11 protein-coding genes are annotated in these 15,884 nt (G+C 60.8%); 2 read left to right on the forward strand and 9 right to left on the reverse strand.

Annotated features, from left to right (window positions below; all coding sequences use genetic code 11):
- Positions 1–187: 187 nt before the first annotated feature.
- The 7 genes from LOY36_RS15170 to LOY36_RS15200 form a co-directional block, all read right to left on the reverse strand.
- Complete coding sequence (locus LOY36_RS15170) at positions 188–2,323, reverse strand: bifunctional diguanylate cyclase/phosphodiesterase (RefSeq protein ID WP_258668609.1); 2,136 nt, start codon at positions 2,321–2,323, stop codon at positions 188–190.
- A gap of 260 nt (positions 2,324–2,583) precedes the next feature.
- On the reverse strand, positions 2,584–4,065 hold the full coding sequence (locus LOY36_RS15175; protein WP_258668610.1) for an efflux transporter outer membrane subunit: 1,482 nt from the start codon (positions 4,063–4,065) through the stop codon (positions 2,584–2,586).
- A complete protein-coding gene (locus tag LOY36_RS15180; protein WP_258668611.1) occupies positions 4,062–7,169 on the reverse strand; it encodes an efflux RND transporter permease subunit in 3,108 nt (1,035 codons plus the stop codon). Before LOY36_RS15180 ends, LOY36_RS15175 begins: the two co-directional genes overlap by 4 nt.
- Positions 7,170–7,416: 247 nt before the next feature.
- On the reverse strand, positions 7,417–10,512 hold the full coding sequence (locus LOY36_RS15185; protein ID WP_258668612.1) for an MdtB/MuxB family multidrug efflux RND transporter permease subunit: 3,096 nt from the start codon (positions 10,510–10,512) through the stop codon (positions 7,417–7,419).
- Positions 10,509–11,825: an MdtA/MuxA family multidrug efflux RND transporter periplasmic adaptor subunit gene (locus tag LOY36_RS15190; protein ID WP_258668613.1), complete on the reverse strand. Its 1,317-nt coding sequence runs from the start codon at positions 11,823–11,825 to the stop codon at positions 10,509–10,511. The genes LOY36_RS15185 and LOY36_RS15190 overlap by 4 nt, the downstream gene beginning before the upstream one ends.
- A 179-nt stretch (positions 11,826–12,004) precedes the next feature.
- On the reverse strand, positions 12,005–12,505 hold the full coding sequence (tpx, locus tag LOY36_RS15195; protein ID WP_018926141.1) for a thiol peroxidase: 501 nt from the start codon (positions 12,503–12,505) through the stop codon (positions 12,005–12,007).
- 149 nt (positions 12,506–12,654) lie between these two features.
- The gene (locus LOY36_RS15200; RefSeq protein ID WP_258668614.1) at positions 12,655–13,098 is read right to left on the reverse strand and encodes a polyketide cyclase; all 444 of its coding nucleotides are present in this window, start codon (positions 13,096–13,098) and stop codon (positions 12,655–12,657) included.
- A gap of 194 nt (positions 13,099–13,292) precedes the next feature.
- On the opposite strand from LOY36_RS15200, the gene LOY36_RS15205 reads away from it, so the two are divergent.
- Positions 13,293–13,718 (forward strand): YciI family protein, encoded by a 426-nt coding sequence (locus LOY36_RS15205; protein WP_192350688.1) that lies wholly within the window; start codon positions 13,293–13,295, stop codon positions 13,716–13,718.
- 127 nt (positions 13,719–13,845) lie between these two features.
- Complete coding sequence (locus tag LOY36_RS15210) at positions 13,846–13,983, forward strand: hypothetical protein (RefSeq protein ID WP_019650017.1); 138 nt, start codon at positions 13,846–13,848, stop codon at positions 13,981–13,983.
- A 59-nt stretch (positions 13,984–14,042) separates the two neighbouring features.
- Here the strand turns inward: LOY36_RS15210 and LOY36_RS15215 are convergent, their stop codons facing one another.
- Positions 14,043–14,714, reverse strand: coding sequence for a DUF3313 domain-containing protein (locus tag LOY36_RS15215; RefSeq protein WP_019650018.1), 672 nt, complete (start codon positions 14,712–14,714; stop codon positions 14,043–14,045).
- Positions 14,715–14,834: 120 nt separating this feature from the next.
- Positions 14,835–15,803, reverse strand: a complete 969-nt coding sequence (locus LOY36_RS15220; RefSeq protein WP_258612123.1) for a hypothetical protein — start codon at positions 15,801–15,803, stop codon at positions 14,835–14,837.
- Positions 15,804–15,884 lie beyond the last annotated feature (81 nt).

Raw genomic sequence — 15,884 nt, forward strand, 5'->3', positions numbered from 1 at the left:
TTTCCCCCGTTCCAAGCGTAAGCAGTCGGGGCCAAGAATAACCGCCATTGGCGGGTTTTGCATGGGTCCACATCAAGGGGCATGGTACATCTTGTAGCAGCTGCCGAGCCTGCGAGGCTGCGTTCGGCGGCGAAGCCGTCGTGAAATGGGCTATCGCGGTGTGTCGGTACAACCTTGCATGCAGGGTTTACGACGGCTTCGCCGCCGAACGCAGCCTCGCAGGCTCGGCAACTGCTACAGGTACGACGTCCCCAACCTGTTCCGCTCGGTGAATGTCGACCATGAAGCGATCGGCCGGTAGCGGGTGCCCGAGCAGGTAGCCCTGCAACGAGTCGCAGCCCAGCTGGGTCAGGAAGTCCTGCTGGACACCGGTTTCCACCCCTTCGGCGACGATCCGCAGGCCCAGCGCCTGGCCCAGGGCGACGATGGCCGAGACAATGGCCGCGTCGTCACTATCGTGCTCCAGATCGCGGACAAAACCCCGGTCGATCTTCAGCTCATTAGCCGGCAGGCGCTTGAGGTACATCAAGCTCGAATAGCCGGTACCGAAGTCATCGATGGACAGGTCGACGCCCATTTCCGACAGCTCCTGCAACACCGTCATGCTCGCATCGGCGTCGCTCATGGCGGTGGTTTCGGTGATTTCCAGGGTCAGGCTGTTGGCCGGCAGATGATGGGTGGCCAGGGCTTTGGCAACGCTCTGCACCAGCCCCGCATGGCAGAATTGCAAGGCCGAGAGGTTCACCGCGATACGCCAATCGGTGTAACCGAGCACGTACCACTCGCGCATCTGCCGGCAGGCCTCGTTGAGCACCCACTCGCCAATCGGAATGATCAGCCCGGTCTTCTCCGCAAGGTCAATGAACGTGTCCGGCTGCAGCAGGCCCAAGGTCGGATGCTCCCAGCGCAGCAACGCCTCGGCGCCCACCGGTCGGCCATGACCGGCGTCGAATTTGGGCTGGTAATAAAGTTTGAACTGTTGCTGATCGACGGCACTGCGCAAGTCCTGGAGCAATTGCAGCTGTTTGCGCGCGTTGCTGTTCATCGAGGCGTCGAAGAAGCGATGACCGTTTTTCCCGGCGCCTTTGGCGTGGTACATCGCGGCATCGGCGTTCATCAGCAACTCATCGGCCGTCTGACCGTTGCCCGGATAGAGCGCGATGCCGACACTGGCGGAAATCTGCAAGTCATGTTCGGCGACCCGGAACGAGCGCGCAATCAACCCGACCTGACGCTCCGCCAGGCTCAGCGCATCGTTCGGCTCGTTCAGGCGCACCAGCAACACGAACTCGTCGCCGCCGATCCGCGCCAGGGTGTCCTGGCTACGCAGGTCTTCGCGCAGGCGCAGTGCAACTTCGCGCAATAGCTGGTCGCCCATGTGATGGCCAAACGCATCGTTGACCGGTTTGAAGCCGTCCAGATCAATGAACATCAACGCAAAACAGCCGCCCTGCTCCTGCACTTTCGACATGGCCTGATCGATACGGTCGGCCAGCAACATGCGGTTGGGCAAACCGGTCAGGGTATCGTGCAGGGCCAGCTGAGTGAGTTCGCGGTTGGCCACGGTCAGCGAATGGGCGAGGTCCGCAGTGCGAGCCTCCAGGCGGGCATCGAGGATCGACGTCAGCAAGGCGATGCTCAGTATCGCCAAGGTGGTGATCAGCACCAGGCTGTCCAGCCCCTTGCCGTTCAAGCCGCTGACCGCCGCACCACAGAAACTGCCGACGGCAAAGCGCGCCGCGGCCATGCCGGTATAGTGCATGCCGACGATGGCGATACCCATGATGACTGCAGCACCCGCACGGAACAGGCGAACATGCGGCGTGTGCTGGCGCAGGCGGAAAGCGATCCATAACGCCGCGCCCGACGCGCCGACGGCAATCAGCAGCGACGCGCCAAACAGAGTCGGGTCGTAATCGATGCCCGGCTGCATGCGCATGGCGGCCATGCCGGTGTAATGCATGGCGCTGATACCAGCGCCCATGACCAGCGCGCCGAACGCCAGTTGCCAGGCCGGCAACCGTGGCTGACTGACCAGCCACAGGGCAAAGCCGCAAGACAGCACCGCGATCAACAGCGACAGTGCCGTGAGGGTGGTGTCGTAGCCCAGGTCGATCGGCAATGTGAACGCAAGCATGCCGATGAAATGCATCGACCACACGCCGATGCCCATCGCAAAAGCGCCGCCCGCCGTCCATAAATGCACCGCTTGGCCCTTGGCCGTGGCGATGCGTCCGGTGAGGTCAAGCGCGGTATAAGAGGCCAGTATCGCCACGCACAGCGATATGAAAACCAGCGTAAGGGAATAACTACCAATGAGCATGGGATTTCTCGCAACAGCCCCCGCCATACTGTGTTTGTTCTCGGGGAGCAAAGCCGGCGATTGTACTGATTCCGCGGACGAACGCACTCACAAAGTAATCAAAAGGCCACCAAGATGATTGTGGCGAGGGAGCTTGCTCCCGCTGGACGGCGAAGCCGTCCCAAAGATGCTCACGCGTACATTCAGTCAAAACCGGATCAATCGGTTTGCGACTGCTTCGCAGCCGAGCGGGAGCAAGCTCCCTCGCCACAGGGACGGGGTTATTGCTTGTCACTCACCTGAAGCTGCCCGTCCCACCCACCGCCCAGCGCGGCAATCAATTGCACGCTGGCAATCAACCGACTCTGCAACAAGTTCAGCACGTTGCGTTCGTTGTTCAACGCCGTGGCCTGAACCACCACCACATCCAGATAAGCGATCAACCCGGCCTTGTACTGGTTCTGGGTCAAGCGAAGGGACTCGCGCGCCGCATCCAGAGCTTCCTGGCGCACGACCGCTTCGTCTTCCAGCACCTTGAGCTGCACCAGGTAATTTTCTACCTCGCGAAAACCATCGAGCACGGTCTGGCGGTATTTGGCGACAGTCTCGTCGTAGGCCGCTTCGCTGCGATCGACCTCCGCCGAGCGCTGGCCACCGTCGAACAGGGTCATGGCCAGTTGTGGGCCGACCGACCAGAAACGGTTCGGCAGGCTGATCCAGTTGGCGTAGGTGCTGCTGCTATAACCGCCGTTCATGTTCAGGGTAAGGTCCGGGTAATAGGCAGCTTTGGCCACGCCGATGTTGGCGTTGGCGGCCATCACCGAGCGCTCGGCGGAGGCGATGTCCGGACGGCGTTCCAGCAACTGTGAAGGCAGGCTCAGCGGCACTTGAGGCAACGCCGGAATGTCTTTGGTTTCGGCCAGGCTGAATTCGGCCGGCGGCAGGCCGATCAGCACGGCGATGGCGTTCTCGAACTGCGCGCGCTGCCAGATCAGGTCGACCATTTCCGCCTGAGTGGTTTTGAGCTGAGTGGTGGCCTGGGCCACCGCATCCTTGCCGGAGACGCCGGCGCGGTACTGGTTTTCGGTCATTTTCAGCGAGCGCTGATAGGCCTCGACTGTCGCTTCCAGCAGGCGTTTCTGTTCGTCGATCACCCGCAATTGCAGGTAGTTCTGCACCAGCTCCGATTGCTGGCTCAGGCGCATCGCCGCCAGGTCGGCAAAACTCGCCTGGGCATTGGCCGTGTCGGCTTCCAGGCCTCGGCGCAATTTGCCCCAGATATCGGCTTCCCAACTGACCCCGGCCTGTGCCGAATAAGTGTCACGGATGCCGCTGGACGAACTGCTCAGGCTCGAACTGCTGCTGCCGGTGCCCTGGCTGGAGCGGTTCTTGCTGACAGTCAGGTCCACCGTCGGGAAAAATGCCCCCCGGGCACTGCGCACCAAGGCCTGGGCCTGACGGAACTGGGCCTCGGACTGGGCAACGGTCTGGTTGGCGCTGTTAAGCTTTTCGATCAGGCCGTTGAGCTGCTGATCGCCATACAGCTCCCACCAGGCACCGCGCGCCAACGAGTCGCTGGGGTTGGCCTGACGCCAGCCGGCCGCCTCTTTGTACTGCGCAGGTGCGGCGGTTTGCGGGCGCTGGTAATCCGGGCCGATGGCGCAGGCGCTGAGCATTGCCACGCACAGCGACAAGCTCAGCAAACGCGAGCCTCGGGCCGTGATCAGCGGTGCAGCCAGGTTGAGAAGCGAACGGTCAGTCATAGCGGAGTTTCCAGAGCAGCATCGGTACGCACCCCACGCCAGCGGTTGAAACGATGGCGCAGTTTGTCGAGATAGAGGTAAACCACCGGGGTGGTGTAAAGGGTCAGCACCTGGCTGAAGACCAGCCCGCCGATGATGGTCAGGCCCAGCGGCTGACGCATTTCCGCCCCTTCGGCGCGGCTCAGCAGCAGCGGCAAGGCACCGAGGATCGCCGCCAGGGTGGTCATCAGAATCGGTCGCAGCCGTTGCAGGCAGGCGCTGCGGATCGATTCCAGCGGCTCCAGGCCTTGGTGCCGTTCCAGTTGCAGCGCCAGGTCGATCATCAGAATGGCGTTTTTCTTCACCACGCCGATCAGCAGGAACAGCCCGAGCAAGGAGATCAGGCTGAACTCACCGCCCAGCACATAGATCGACAGCAGCGCGCCGACCCCGGCCGACGGCAAGGTCGAAAGAATGGTCAGCGGATGAATGTAGCTTTCATACAGCACACCCAGCACCAGATACACCGCGACCAGCGCGCCGAGAATCATCCACGGCTGGCTCTTCTGTGCGGCGGCGAAGGCGTCGGCGGTGCCGGCCATTTTCGCGATCACGTCTTCCGGCAGGCCGACCTTGGCAATCGCTCGTTCGATGGCTGCCGAGCCCTGCTCCACCGTCACCCCTTCGGCCATGTCGAAGGCGATGCTTTCCGAAGCGAACTGGCCTTCGTGGCTGACCCGGTCGCCTTCCAGGCTGTTTTCATAGTGGGCGATGGTCGACAACGGAATTCGCGCGCCGTCAGCAGTGATCACTTTGACCTGGTTCAGGGTGACCGGGTCCTGGGCGTATTTCGGATTGACCTCCATCACCACCTGATACTGGTTGAGGCTGTCGTAGATCGTCGAAATCTGCCGCTGGCTATAGGCGTTGTTCAGCACCGCCGTGACCATGTTCATGTCCACGCCCAGCCGCTTGGCCTGGTCGCGATCGACGATCAGCGTCACTTGCTGGGCGCCACGGCCTTCGCGGGCGTCGATCGCCGTCAGCTCAGGCAGGGCCTTGAAGGCGGCAACGACTTTCGGATACCACTCGCGTAACGCACCGAGATCGCCACTTTGCAGGATGTAGGAATACTGCGAGGTGGTTTGCTCGCGACCGCCACCGAATTGCAGGTCCTGGTCGGCCATCAGCATCAACTGCGCACCGGGCACCTTGGGCATTTCCTTGCGCAAACGCTCGATGACTTTCTGCGCGGACAGGTTGCGTTCCTTGATCGGCTTGAGCCGCACCAGCATGAACGCGTTATTGGTGCCGTTGTTGCCACCGATGAACCCGGCGACGCTTTGCACCGCTTCGTCTTTCAACACCGCGCGGCGGAAGGTTTCCATCTTCGGCTGCATCACGCTGAACGACAGGCCATTATCGCCACGCACGAAACCGATCAGCTGGCCGGTGTCTTGCTGTGGAAGAAAGGTTTTAGGAACAACAACATACAGCGCAATGTTTACGCCAATTGTCACGATCAGACTGAGCAAGGTCAGTCGGCGATGACGCAGCACCCAGTCGAGGCTGGTGGCGTATTTGCCGACCATCCACTCATTGGCCCGCTGGCTCCAGCGTTGCAGACGGTTTTCCTGCCCCGGCGTATGCGGCTTGAGCCAGCGCGCGCAGAGCATCGGCGTCAGCGTCAGCGACACCAGCAACGACACCACGATGGCCGCCGCCAGGGTGATGGAAAACTCGCGGAACAGGCTTTCGATGATCCCGCCCATGAACAGGATCGACAGGAACACCGCCACCAGCGAGACGTTCATCGAAAGCAGCGTGAAGCCGACTTCCTGCGCCCCGAGGTACGCGGCCTTCATCGGCGGTACGCCCTTGTCGATGTGTCGGGAAATGTTCTCCAGCACAACGATGGCATCGTCCACTACCAGCCCGGTGGCCAGAATCAGCGCCATCAACGACAGGTTGTTCAGGGAGAACCCATAGAGGTACATCACCGCAAACGTGCCCACCAGCGATACCGGCACCGCCAGGGTCGGGATCAGCGAGGCGCGAAAATTACCGAGGAACAGGAACACCACCAGAATCACCAGCGCCACGGCAATCAGCAGGGTCATTTCCGCTTCGTGCAGGGTGGCCTTGATCACCGGCGAACGGTCCATCGCCAGGTTCAGCTTGACGCTGGCCGGCAGCACCGCCTGCAATGCCGGCAACTGCGCCTTGATCTCGTTGACCGTCTCGATGATGTTGGCGCCGGCCTGGCGGTTGATCACCAGCAACACCGCTGCGTCGTCATTGAAGAACCCGCTGTTATAGCGGTCCTCGACGCTGTCGCTGACCTTGGCCACATCCTTCAGGCGCAGGGCCGCGCCGTCTGCGTAGTGAATGATCAGCGACTCGTAATCCTTGGCTTTTTCCAGTTGATCGTTGGCCTGGACCTGCCACAGCCGCTGGCCGTCTTCGACTGAGCCCTTGGGCCGGCGCACGTTGGCGTTGGCGATGGTGGTACGCACATCGTCCAGCGCCACGCCGTACTGGTTGAGCGCCTGGGGTTCGAGTTCGATGCGCACCGCCGGCAACGAACTGCCGCCGATCTGCACTTCACCTACGCCCTGCACCTGGGACAGGCTCTGGGACAGAATGGTCGAGGCCAAGTCATAGAGCTGGCCTTTTTCCAGCACATCCGAGGTCAGCGACAGCACCATGATCGGCGCCTGGGACGGGTTGACCTTCTTGTAGGTCGGCATGCTGCGCATCCCGCTCGGCAGCAAGTTGCGCGAGGCGTTGATCGCCGCCTGCACTTCCCGCGCCGCGCCGTTGATGTCGCGGTCCAGGTCGAACTGCAGAATCACCCGGGTCGAGCCCTGACTGGAACGGCTGCTCATGGTGTTGACCCCGGCGATGGTGCCGAAGGAGCGCTCCAGCGGCGTGGCCACGGTCGAGGCCATGACCTCCGGGCTCGCGCCGGGCAGACTGGCCTGAACCACGATCACCGGGAAATCCATCTGCGGCAGTGGCGATACCGGCAACAGGCCGAAGCTCACGCCGCCCAGCAGCATGATCGCCAGGCTCAGCAGCATCGTCGCGACCGGGCGCTTGATGAAAGGTCCGGACAGGTTCATCGATGCCCACTCCCGACATCCACCCCTGTGGGAGCGAACCTCTGTGGCGAGGGGGCTTGCCCCCGTACGGCTGCGTAGCAGTCGTAAAACCACCGCATGCGGTGTACCTGGCGCACCTCGATTGCAGTTTTTGGGGCCGCTTCGCGACCCAACGGGGGCAAGCCCCCTCGCCACAGAGGCTCGCTCCCACAAAGTGTGCGCCTGGCATTGAGGGCGTGCGCATGTGTGAGTTTGCCGCCCGACGCCATCATACTTCCACCTCTTCGGCGTCGGACTTGCCGAAACGGCGTCCCAGGCGGTCGAAGTACAAGTAGATAACGGGCGTGGTGAACAGCGTCAGCACCTGACTCACCAGCAAGCCACCGACCATTACCAGACCCAGCGGCTGGCGCAATTCCGCGCCGGAGCCGGTGGCGAGCATCAGTGGCACCGCGCCGAACAACGCCGCCAGTGTCGTCATCAGAATCGGCCGGAAGCGCAGCAGTGCCGCCTGATAGATCGCCGCTTGCGGGTCCATGCCCTGATTACGTTCAGCCTCGAGGGCGAAGTCGATCATCATGATCGCGTTCTTTTTCACGATACCAATCAGCAAGATGATGCCGATGATCGCGATCATCCCCAGGTCATTACCGCTCAACAGCAGCGCCAGCAAGGCGCCGACCGCCGCCGAGGGCAAGGTCGAGAGGATGGTGATCGGATGGATATAGCTCTCATAGAGCACGCCGAGCACGATGTACATGGTCACCACCGCCGCCAGGATCAGCAGCAAGGTGCTCGACAGAGACGCCTGGAATGCTTCGGCCGCGCCCTGGAACTGGGTCTGCACGCCAATCGGCATGCCGATGTCTTTCTGCACCTGATCGATGATCTGCACCGCATGCCCCAACGCCACGCCGGGCGCCAGGTTGAATGACATCATCACCGCCGGGAACTGGCCGATGTGGGTGATCGCCAGTTGCGCCTGACGCTCCTCGACATGCGCCAGGCTGGACAGGCGCACTTGCCCGCCATCGCTGGTCTTGACGTGAATCTGGTTCAGCGCATCGGGGCCGATCTTCTCGCCGGACTGCGATTGCAGCACCACGCGGTACTGGCTGGCCTGGGTGTAAATGGTGGAAATCTGCCGCTGGCCGAAGGCGTCGTACAGCGCGTCGGTGATGTTCGACACCGATACGCCGACCCGCGACGCCGCATCGCGGTCGATCACCAGATAAACCTGCAAACCCTTGTCCTGCAAATCGCTGGCGACATCGGTCAGTTCCGGCCGTTGCGCCAAGGCTTCGACCAGACGCCCGCTCCACAGGTTGAGCAACTCGGCATCCGGCGACGACATGCTGAACTGGTACTGAGTACGGCTGACCCTATCTTCGATGGTCAGGTCCTGCACCGGCTGCATGAACAGGCGAATGCCGACCAGCTTGTCCAGCTCCGGTTGCAAGCGGGCAATGACTTGGGTGGCGCTCAGGTTGCGGTGGCTGTGAGACTTGAGGTTGATCAGTAACCGACCGCTATTAAGCGTCGAGTTGTCGCCATCGACCCCGATGTAGGACGACAGGCTCTCGACCGCAGGGTCAGCCAGAATCACCTTGGCCAATTCCTGCTGGCGCTCGCTCATCGCCGCGAAGGAAATCGACTGCGGCGCCTCAGAAATCCCCTGGATCACCCCGGTGTCCTGCACCGGGAAAAAGCCCTTGGGCACCACCATGTACAGGAATACGGTCAATGCCAGGGTGCCGATGGCCACCAGCAAGGTCAGTGGCTGATGCTTGAGCACCCACTGCAACTTGCGCCCGTAGGCGGCGATCATCCAGTCGATGGTCGCGCCACTGGAGCGGTAGAACCAGCCCTGATCTTTTTCCTTGGGCTCACGCTTGAGCAACCGCGCGCACATCATCGGCGTCAGGGTCAGGGACACCACCAGCGAAATCAGGATCGCCACCGCCAACGTGATCGCGAACTCGCGGAACAAACGCCCCACCACGTCGGCCATGAACAGCAACGGAATCAGCACCGCGATCAACGACAGGGTCAGGGAAATCAGGGTGAAGCCGATCTGCTTGGCACCCTTGAGCGCCGCTTGCAGCGGGCTGTCGCCCTCTTCGATGAATCGAGAAATGTTCTCCAGCATGACGATCGCATCATCCACCACGAAACCGGTGGCGATGGTCAGCGCCATCAGGGTCAGGTTGTTGACCGAAAACCCGGCGAGGTACATCACGCCGAAGGTGCCGATCAACGACAGCGGCACCGCCACCGACGGAATGATCGTGGCGCTGGCCCGCCGCAGGAACAGGAACGTGACCATCACCACCAGGGCGATGGCGATCAGCAGTTCGTGTTGCACGTCGGTGACCGAGGCGCGGATGGTCTGGGTGCGGTCGGTGAGCACGGTGACGTCGAGGCCGGCCGGCAGGTTGTCGGTGATGCTCGGCAGCAAGGCCTTGATCCGGTCAACCACCTCGATGACGTTGGCGCCGGGCTGACGCTGGATGTTCAGCAGCACGGCCTGGCTTTCATTGGCCCATGCCGCCAGGCGTTCGTTCTCGGCGCCATCGACGATTTGTGCCACGTCCTTGAGCCGCAACGGCGCGCCGTTTTTATAGGCCAGAATCAGGTTGGCGTAGTCCTTGGGCGACGTCAGCTGGTCGTTGGCGTCGAGCATCGACACCCGGGTCGGGCCGTCGAAGTTGCCCTTGGGCTGGTTGACGTTGGAGGCACCGATCAAGGTGCGCACGTCCGACAGGTTCAGGCCGTTGGCCGCCAGGGCCTCGGGGTTGACCTTGATCCGCACCGCCTGACGCTGACCGCCGGCAATAGTGACCATGCCGACGCCGCTGATCTGGGCGATTTTCTGTGCCATACGGGTGTCGACCAAGTCATTGAGCTTGGGCAGCAGCATGGTTTTGGAAGTGATGGCCAGGGTCAGCACCGGGGTATCCGCCGGGTTGACCTTGTTGTACACCGGCGGCGCGGGCAGATCCTTGGGCAGCAAATTGGTCGCGGCGTTGATCGCCGCCTGCACTTGCTGCTCGGCGACGTCCATATTGATGTCGAGGCTGAACCGCAGGGTCAGCACCGAGGCACCACCGGAACTGGTCGAAGCCATCTGGGTCAGGCCGGGCATCTGACCGAACTGACGTTCCAGCGGCGCGGTCACGGCGCTGGTCATGACATCCGGGCTGGCGCCGGGATAGAGCGTCATGACGCGGATGGTCGGGTAATCGACCTGGGGTAATGCCGACACCGGCAGCAGCCGATAAGCGATCACACCGGCGAGAATAATGGCCAGCATGCTCAGGGTCGTGGCGACCGGGCGAAGGATGAACAGCCGCGAGATGTTCATGCGCCGCCCTTTTTCGCCTTGTCGGTGGCCATCGCGTCAGGCGCAGTGACGGCTGACTTGCCTTGCAGGTGTTCGGTCGGGGTGGTCGGTACATCCTTGCTGTCGTTGACCACTTCCACTTCGCTGCCGTCCTTCAGGCGGTCGGTGCCTTCCAGCACCACCCGATCACCGACGGCCAGGCCTTCGGTAATCACGGTGTTTTCCCCGTCACTGGCGCCGACTTTCAACTGACGGATGGCAACCTTCTTGTCGCCGTCCAGCGCATAGACGAACGTGCCGTTGGTGCCGAACTGGATCGCCGCCGAGGGCGCCAGCACCACATCTTTAAGGGTATCGGCCAGCAGGTGCACGTTGACGAACTGATTCGGGAACAGCGCTTGATCGCGGTTCTCGTAGCGGGCCTTGAATTTCAGGGTGCCGGTGGTGACGTCAATCTGGTTATCGAGGCTCTGCAACACGCCGGTGGCCTGCAATTGGGTGTCGCCACGGTCCCAGGCTTCGGCGGGCAGCTTGGCGCCAGTGCGATAGCGGGTCAGCACGGTGTCCAGGCTGTTTTCCGGCAAGGTAAACGCCACGCTGATCGGTTGGGTCTGGGTGATGATCACCAGCGCCGTGGTGTCGTTGGGCGCCACGAGGTTGCCGACGTCCAGCTGCCGCAAGCCCACGCGCCCGGCGATCGGAGCGCGGATCTTGGTGAATTCGAGATTGAGCTTGGCGTCGTTGACCGCCGCCTGATTGGTCTTGACCGTGCCCTGATACTGGGCGACCAGCGCTTCGGCGGTGTCCAGGGTTTGCTTGGCGATGCTGTCTTCGCGGTACAGGCCACGATAGCGCTCGACGTCGACCTGGGCGTTTTTCAATTGCGCCTGATTCTGCAGCAAGGTGCCTTCGGCCTGGAGCAAGGCATTCTGATAAGGACGTGGATCGATCTCGGCCAGCAGGTCACCCGCCTTGACCATCTGCCCTTCTTCGAAATAGACCTTGACCAGTTCGCCACCGACGCGGCTGCGCACATTGATGGTGTTCAGCGCCGTGACCGTGCCCAGCGCCTTGTAATACAGCGGAAAATCGCCTTTGACCACCGGCGCCACGCGCACCGGAACCGGTCCCGTCGCCCCGCCGAATCCCGGACGCATCCCCCCCGAACGACCAGTATGCCCGGCAACGGCTTTCTGCCCTGCGCCCTCCTTCGGGCTGCTGCCAGCGGGCCAGAACTTCCAGCACAGGCCGGCGATGACCAACAGGACAAGCAGGCCGAACAGCCAGCGACGAGGATTGCGGGAAGCGGAGGATTGCATGGAATGATCAACCATTGGGCGCGTGCGCTTTTTTCTACGGGAGGCTGAACGATAAGCACTGGCGGGAATTAAGCAAAGCGCCTTTACCGGCAATTTACCTTTGGCTTACGGAACAGGAGGTTTAGCTAAGACACTGAAGCACAAATGAAAACGGCCTGGACAGAGCCAGGCCGTTAACAATTGTAAAACTTTGCTTACTTCAGAACGGCGAGCGCTGCGTCGTAGTTCGGTTCTTCAGCGATTTCCTTGACCAGTTCGCTGTGCAGGACCTTGTCGTTTTCGTCCAGAACCACGACGGCACGGGCGGTCAGGCCTTTGAGTGGACCATCGGCGATGGCCACGCCGTAGTTTTCCTTGAACTCGGCACCGCGCAGAGTCGACAGGTTCTGTACGTTTTCCAGGCCTTCGGCGCCGCAGAAGCGGGCTTGGGCGAACGGCAGGTCGGCGGAGATGCACAGCACGACGGTGTTGGCCACGTCATTGGCCTGGGCGTTGAACTTGCGCACGGAGGTGGCGCAGGTCGGGGTGTCGACGCTTGGGAAGATGTTCAACACTTTGCGCTTGCCGGCGAAGCTCGCCAGTGTCACGTCGGACAGATTGCCGGCAACCAGGGAAAAGGCTGGCGCCTGGGAACCGGCTTGTGGCAGTTGGCCGTTGACTTGAACCGGGTTGCCTTTAAGAGTGACTTGAGCCATGAACGGAGTCCTTCTGAACGTTGATGTAGAGAATTTTGACGAGGCCGAAGTTAACCACGAAATGAGCCGGGGACCTATGCAAAAACACAAATTGTCATGAGTGGCGGGAGAGGCAAACCTGCAATTCAACAGGGCTGGATGCACGTGCACTACCCGAGCAACCGCAGCATATTGCGGTGCCGCGCCGCGAAAATCCGCCGCATGTAGGCATTCACCAGCAGCCCTTCAGTCAAAGCACCGCCAATCGCCGCATAGGTCACGCGGTCGGTGTACAGCGTACCGCCCTCTCCCGCCGCCACCCGATGTTCATGACGAAAGGCACGCAGCGGCCCCTTGAGCATTTCATCGATGAAATGCATGTCGCCGACCTCCCGGATCACCACCGTCCAGTTCGACGGGATCAGGTTGAACATCCAGTGCCTGAAGCGAAACTCGCGCCCGACTTCGATGCGCAGGTTATCCAGGTCGATATCACCCCGCGACGTGACGCGTTCCGGAAAGATCTTCGGGAAATTGGCGCCTTCCAGGCAGAAGTCGAGGACTTGCCCCGGAGTGCGGTCGGGGATCAGTGTAGTGAGTTCCAGTATGGGCATGGAGGGCACCTTCCGTTGGTCGTTGGATGGTTTTCACAGGAATATTTGATCGCGAGGAGGATGTCGAAAATACATCTGTTTTCTACAACATCGACTAAAACGAAAAGGACAATTTTTGTTTAGGTGCATTGTCGATTCAAGTCACGCCCATTCGACTATGCAATGAATCACTCAACTTCAACGGAGACAAGACCATGCGATTCATGATCATTGTAAAAGCCAGCCCCGATTCCGAGGCCGGCGTGATGCCCAGCGAAGAACTGATGACCGCAATGGGCAATTACAACGAGGAACTGGCCAAGGCCGGCATCCTCATCGATTGCGATGGCCTGCAGCCCAGCAGTAAAGGTGCCCGTGTGCGCTTCTCGGGAGATAAACGCACAGTGATCGATGGCCCGTTCGCCGAAACCAAAGAGCTGATCGCCGGCTACTGGCTGTGGCAGGTGAAGTCGAAAGAGGAAGCGATCGAGTGGGTCAAGCGCTGCCCCAACCCGATGCCGGGTACAGAGGCCGAGATCGAAATTCGCCAGGTGTTCGAGGCCGAAGATTTCGGTGCCGAGTTCACCCCGGAACTGCGCGAACAGGAAGAGCGCGTGCGGGCACAGGCGAAGAAGCAATGAAGCAAACCTGACTCCCTGAAACGGAGCAGCATGATTAGACAGTTGACGCGACAACCACCTGCTAGAGTAAAAAAAGCCTTCATGCAGGCCAGACCGAATGTCATCGTCGGAAAATGAGGAAACGTCTATGAAAGGTTTGCTTCGCGTCGCGGCATTCAGCCTGATGGCGCTTTTCGCCAGTTGTGGTGTCGGTGCCCAGACAATGCAAAGTCATGCGGCGCCGGTTGCGCTCACTGTCATACCGGCCGACATCCCGGGGGAATAGCCAAGGGGATCGATCGTTCCCATGCCTGGGAACGATCCTTCGCGAACAATAAACCCGCGTTACTTGGACTTGAATTTTACAAACGATTGATTCATGTCCGAAGCCCAGCCATCGATCACGTTTTTCACGTCATCGGCTTTCATCACCTGAGCTTCGTTTTCCAGCGGTTTGCCGGTGCCCTTGCGCACCACCTGGGCGATGACCTTGTTGGTGCCGCCATCGAGAAACACCGCTTCGGTGGCCAGATCGGTTTGCTGATCGCGAGCACCGCTGGCGGTGGTGACGGCCGCTGCCACCAGGGCGATCGGGATCACTTCATACGGCTTGAGGCTTTCGGTCTTGCTGCTGACGGCGGTAATCGCTGCACGTACCACGATCACGCCTGGGCCGGGACCGCTGGCCAGTGGCAGGGATTTACCCAGTTCGCGCTTGAGCGCCTGATCGTAGTAGCTGGTGATGCCGTTCAGTGTGGTCTGAGGGATTTTCGCTGTCGGCTGCGGTTTGGGATAGAGCTGAGTCGGCTCGATGTAGGCACTGGTGTATTTGTTGACGTTGAGCTTGGGATCGACCCAGCGCATCACCACGGCGCCCGATGGCGACTTGGCTTCCTTGAGCTGGCTGTAGTCCTTGAGAAAGCCGGAGTACTGGTCTGGCTCGACGACTTTGCTGGCGCAACCCGCCACCCCAAGAGAGGCGATGCACAGTGTGCTCATCATTAACGCAAGCTTCATGCTTTAACTCCTGTCAGAAGGACGGCAACGGTATTGCCTACGAGAGTTACAGGTATAGCTAATGCCCGGCGTTTTTGTATCGAAAATCACAATTTTCAGCTCTCGCCACGGTCGCGATAATCACCACGAAGACCCGCTTTTCGCTGCCAACTCCCGCCGGCTATTGGCCCGCATCGCCTTGATCAACGACACCGTGCCCACCAGGATGATCACCGCGCCGAACAGGAAGTCGATGGTATACAACTGGAAATCGTTCAACGGCCCCACCAGGAACACCCGGATCGCGCCAATACTCACCAGCGTCGCGAGAAAGTCGATGCCCGGCTCGTCGCGATAGAACACGTGTAGCAGCGGCAGGCACATCACCAGCAACAACAGCAACACAATCACCTTGAACGAGCCCTTGCGCTCGACGCTGAACGCGCATTCGTTGGCGCCGTAGGGCTTGTAGTCCTGCTCACTGATCAGCGAATTTTTCTCGTTGATGTACTCGACACGGTTGTACTTCTGGATCGGCGTAAAGGTGTTGGACATCTGCATGCTGGTGGTGACGTTTTTGAAGCGCAGATCGACACGCTCGTTACCCTTGAGGTAGTACAACACCGGTTTGTAACCGTAGCGGTAGGTGTCGAACGGAAAATCCGTCGCACGCCCCTGGACGTCGATGGGCCGGGACTCAAGTTCGGCGTAGGCACTTTTGTTGACTGAAGACAGGTTACGGCTCAGGGGTTTGATCTTGACCTGTTCCATGAAAATCGGCGCAACGCCGTAGGACCACTGTAGCGGCTCCATGCGCAGCCGCAGTTCGTTGCGGCCCAGGTCGTAGCGATCAAAGGTTCGCTCGGAAACGACAACCGCCCCCGAGAGCATGAACTCGCCGCGAACGTTGTTGGTGATGCGCAGCGACAGTTGATCCTTGCCCTGCCCGCCGCTATCGCTGGCCGGCGGCGTGCCGCACCAGGCGTAGCTGTCGAACGCATCCCCGAGCTGGCCGTTACGGTTCTCTTTGAACACGTAAAAATAACTGCCCCACAGGGCCGCCATCAGCAACAGCGCTATCAACCCTAAAATCTTCTTGCCCGCGCCCAAACCAGACTCCTTTCTTCACCAACTCCTTATGAGACGCGGACTCTATCAAAATGCCATCACTGGCCCAAGCAAAAGATCTCG

The sequence above is a fragment of the Pseudomonas sp. B21-019 genome, from assembly GCF_024749225.1.
Taxonomy (GTDB): Bacteria; Pseudomonadota; Gammaproteobacteria; order Pseudomonadales; family Pseudomonadaceae; genus Aquipseudomonas.

Coding starts and splice junctions, on each gene's coding strand:
- LOY36_RS15170 (WP_258668609.1), bottom strand. CDS start 2,323: ATGCTCATTGGTAGTTATTCCCTTACGCTGGTTTTCATATCGCTGTGC.
- LOY36_RS15175 (WP_258668610.1), bottom strand. CDS start 4,065: ATGACTGACCGTTCGCTTCTCAACCTGGCTGCACCGCTGATCACGGCC.
- LOY36_RS15180 (WP_258668611.1), bottom strand. CDS start 7,169: ATGAACCTGTCCGGACCTTTCATCAAGCGCCCGGTCGCGACGATGCTG.
- LOY36_RS15185 (WP_258668612.1), bottom strand. CDS start 10,512: ATGAACATCTCGCGGCTGTTCATCCTTCGCCCGGTCGCCACGACCCTG.
- LOY36_RS15190 (WP_258668613.1), bottom strand. CDS start 11,825: ATGGTTGATCATTCCATGCAATCCTCCGCTTCCCGCAATCCTCGTCGC.
- tpx (WP_018926141.1), bottom strand. CDS start 12,505: ATGGCTCAAGTCACTCTTAAAGGCAACCCGGTTCAAGTCAACGGCCAA.
- LOY36_RS15200 (WP_258668614.1), bottom strand. CDS start 13,098: ATGCCCATACTGGAACTCACTACACTGATCCCCGACCGCACTCCGGGG.
- LOY36_RS15205 (WP_192350688.1), top strand. CDS start 13,293: ATGCGATTCATGATCATTGTAAAAGCCAGCCCCGATTCCGAGGCCGGC.
- LOY36_RS15210 (WP_019650017.1), top strand. CDS start 13,846: ATGAAAGGTTTGCTTCGCGTCGCGGCATTCAGCCTGATGGCGCTTTTC.
- LOY36_RS15215 (WP_019650018.1), bottom strand. CDS start 14,714: ATGAAGCTTGCGTTAATGATGAGCACACTGTGCATCGCCTCTCTTGGG.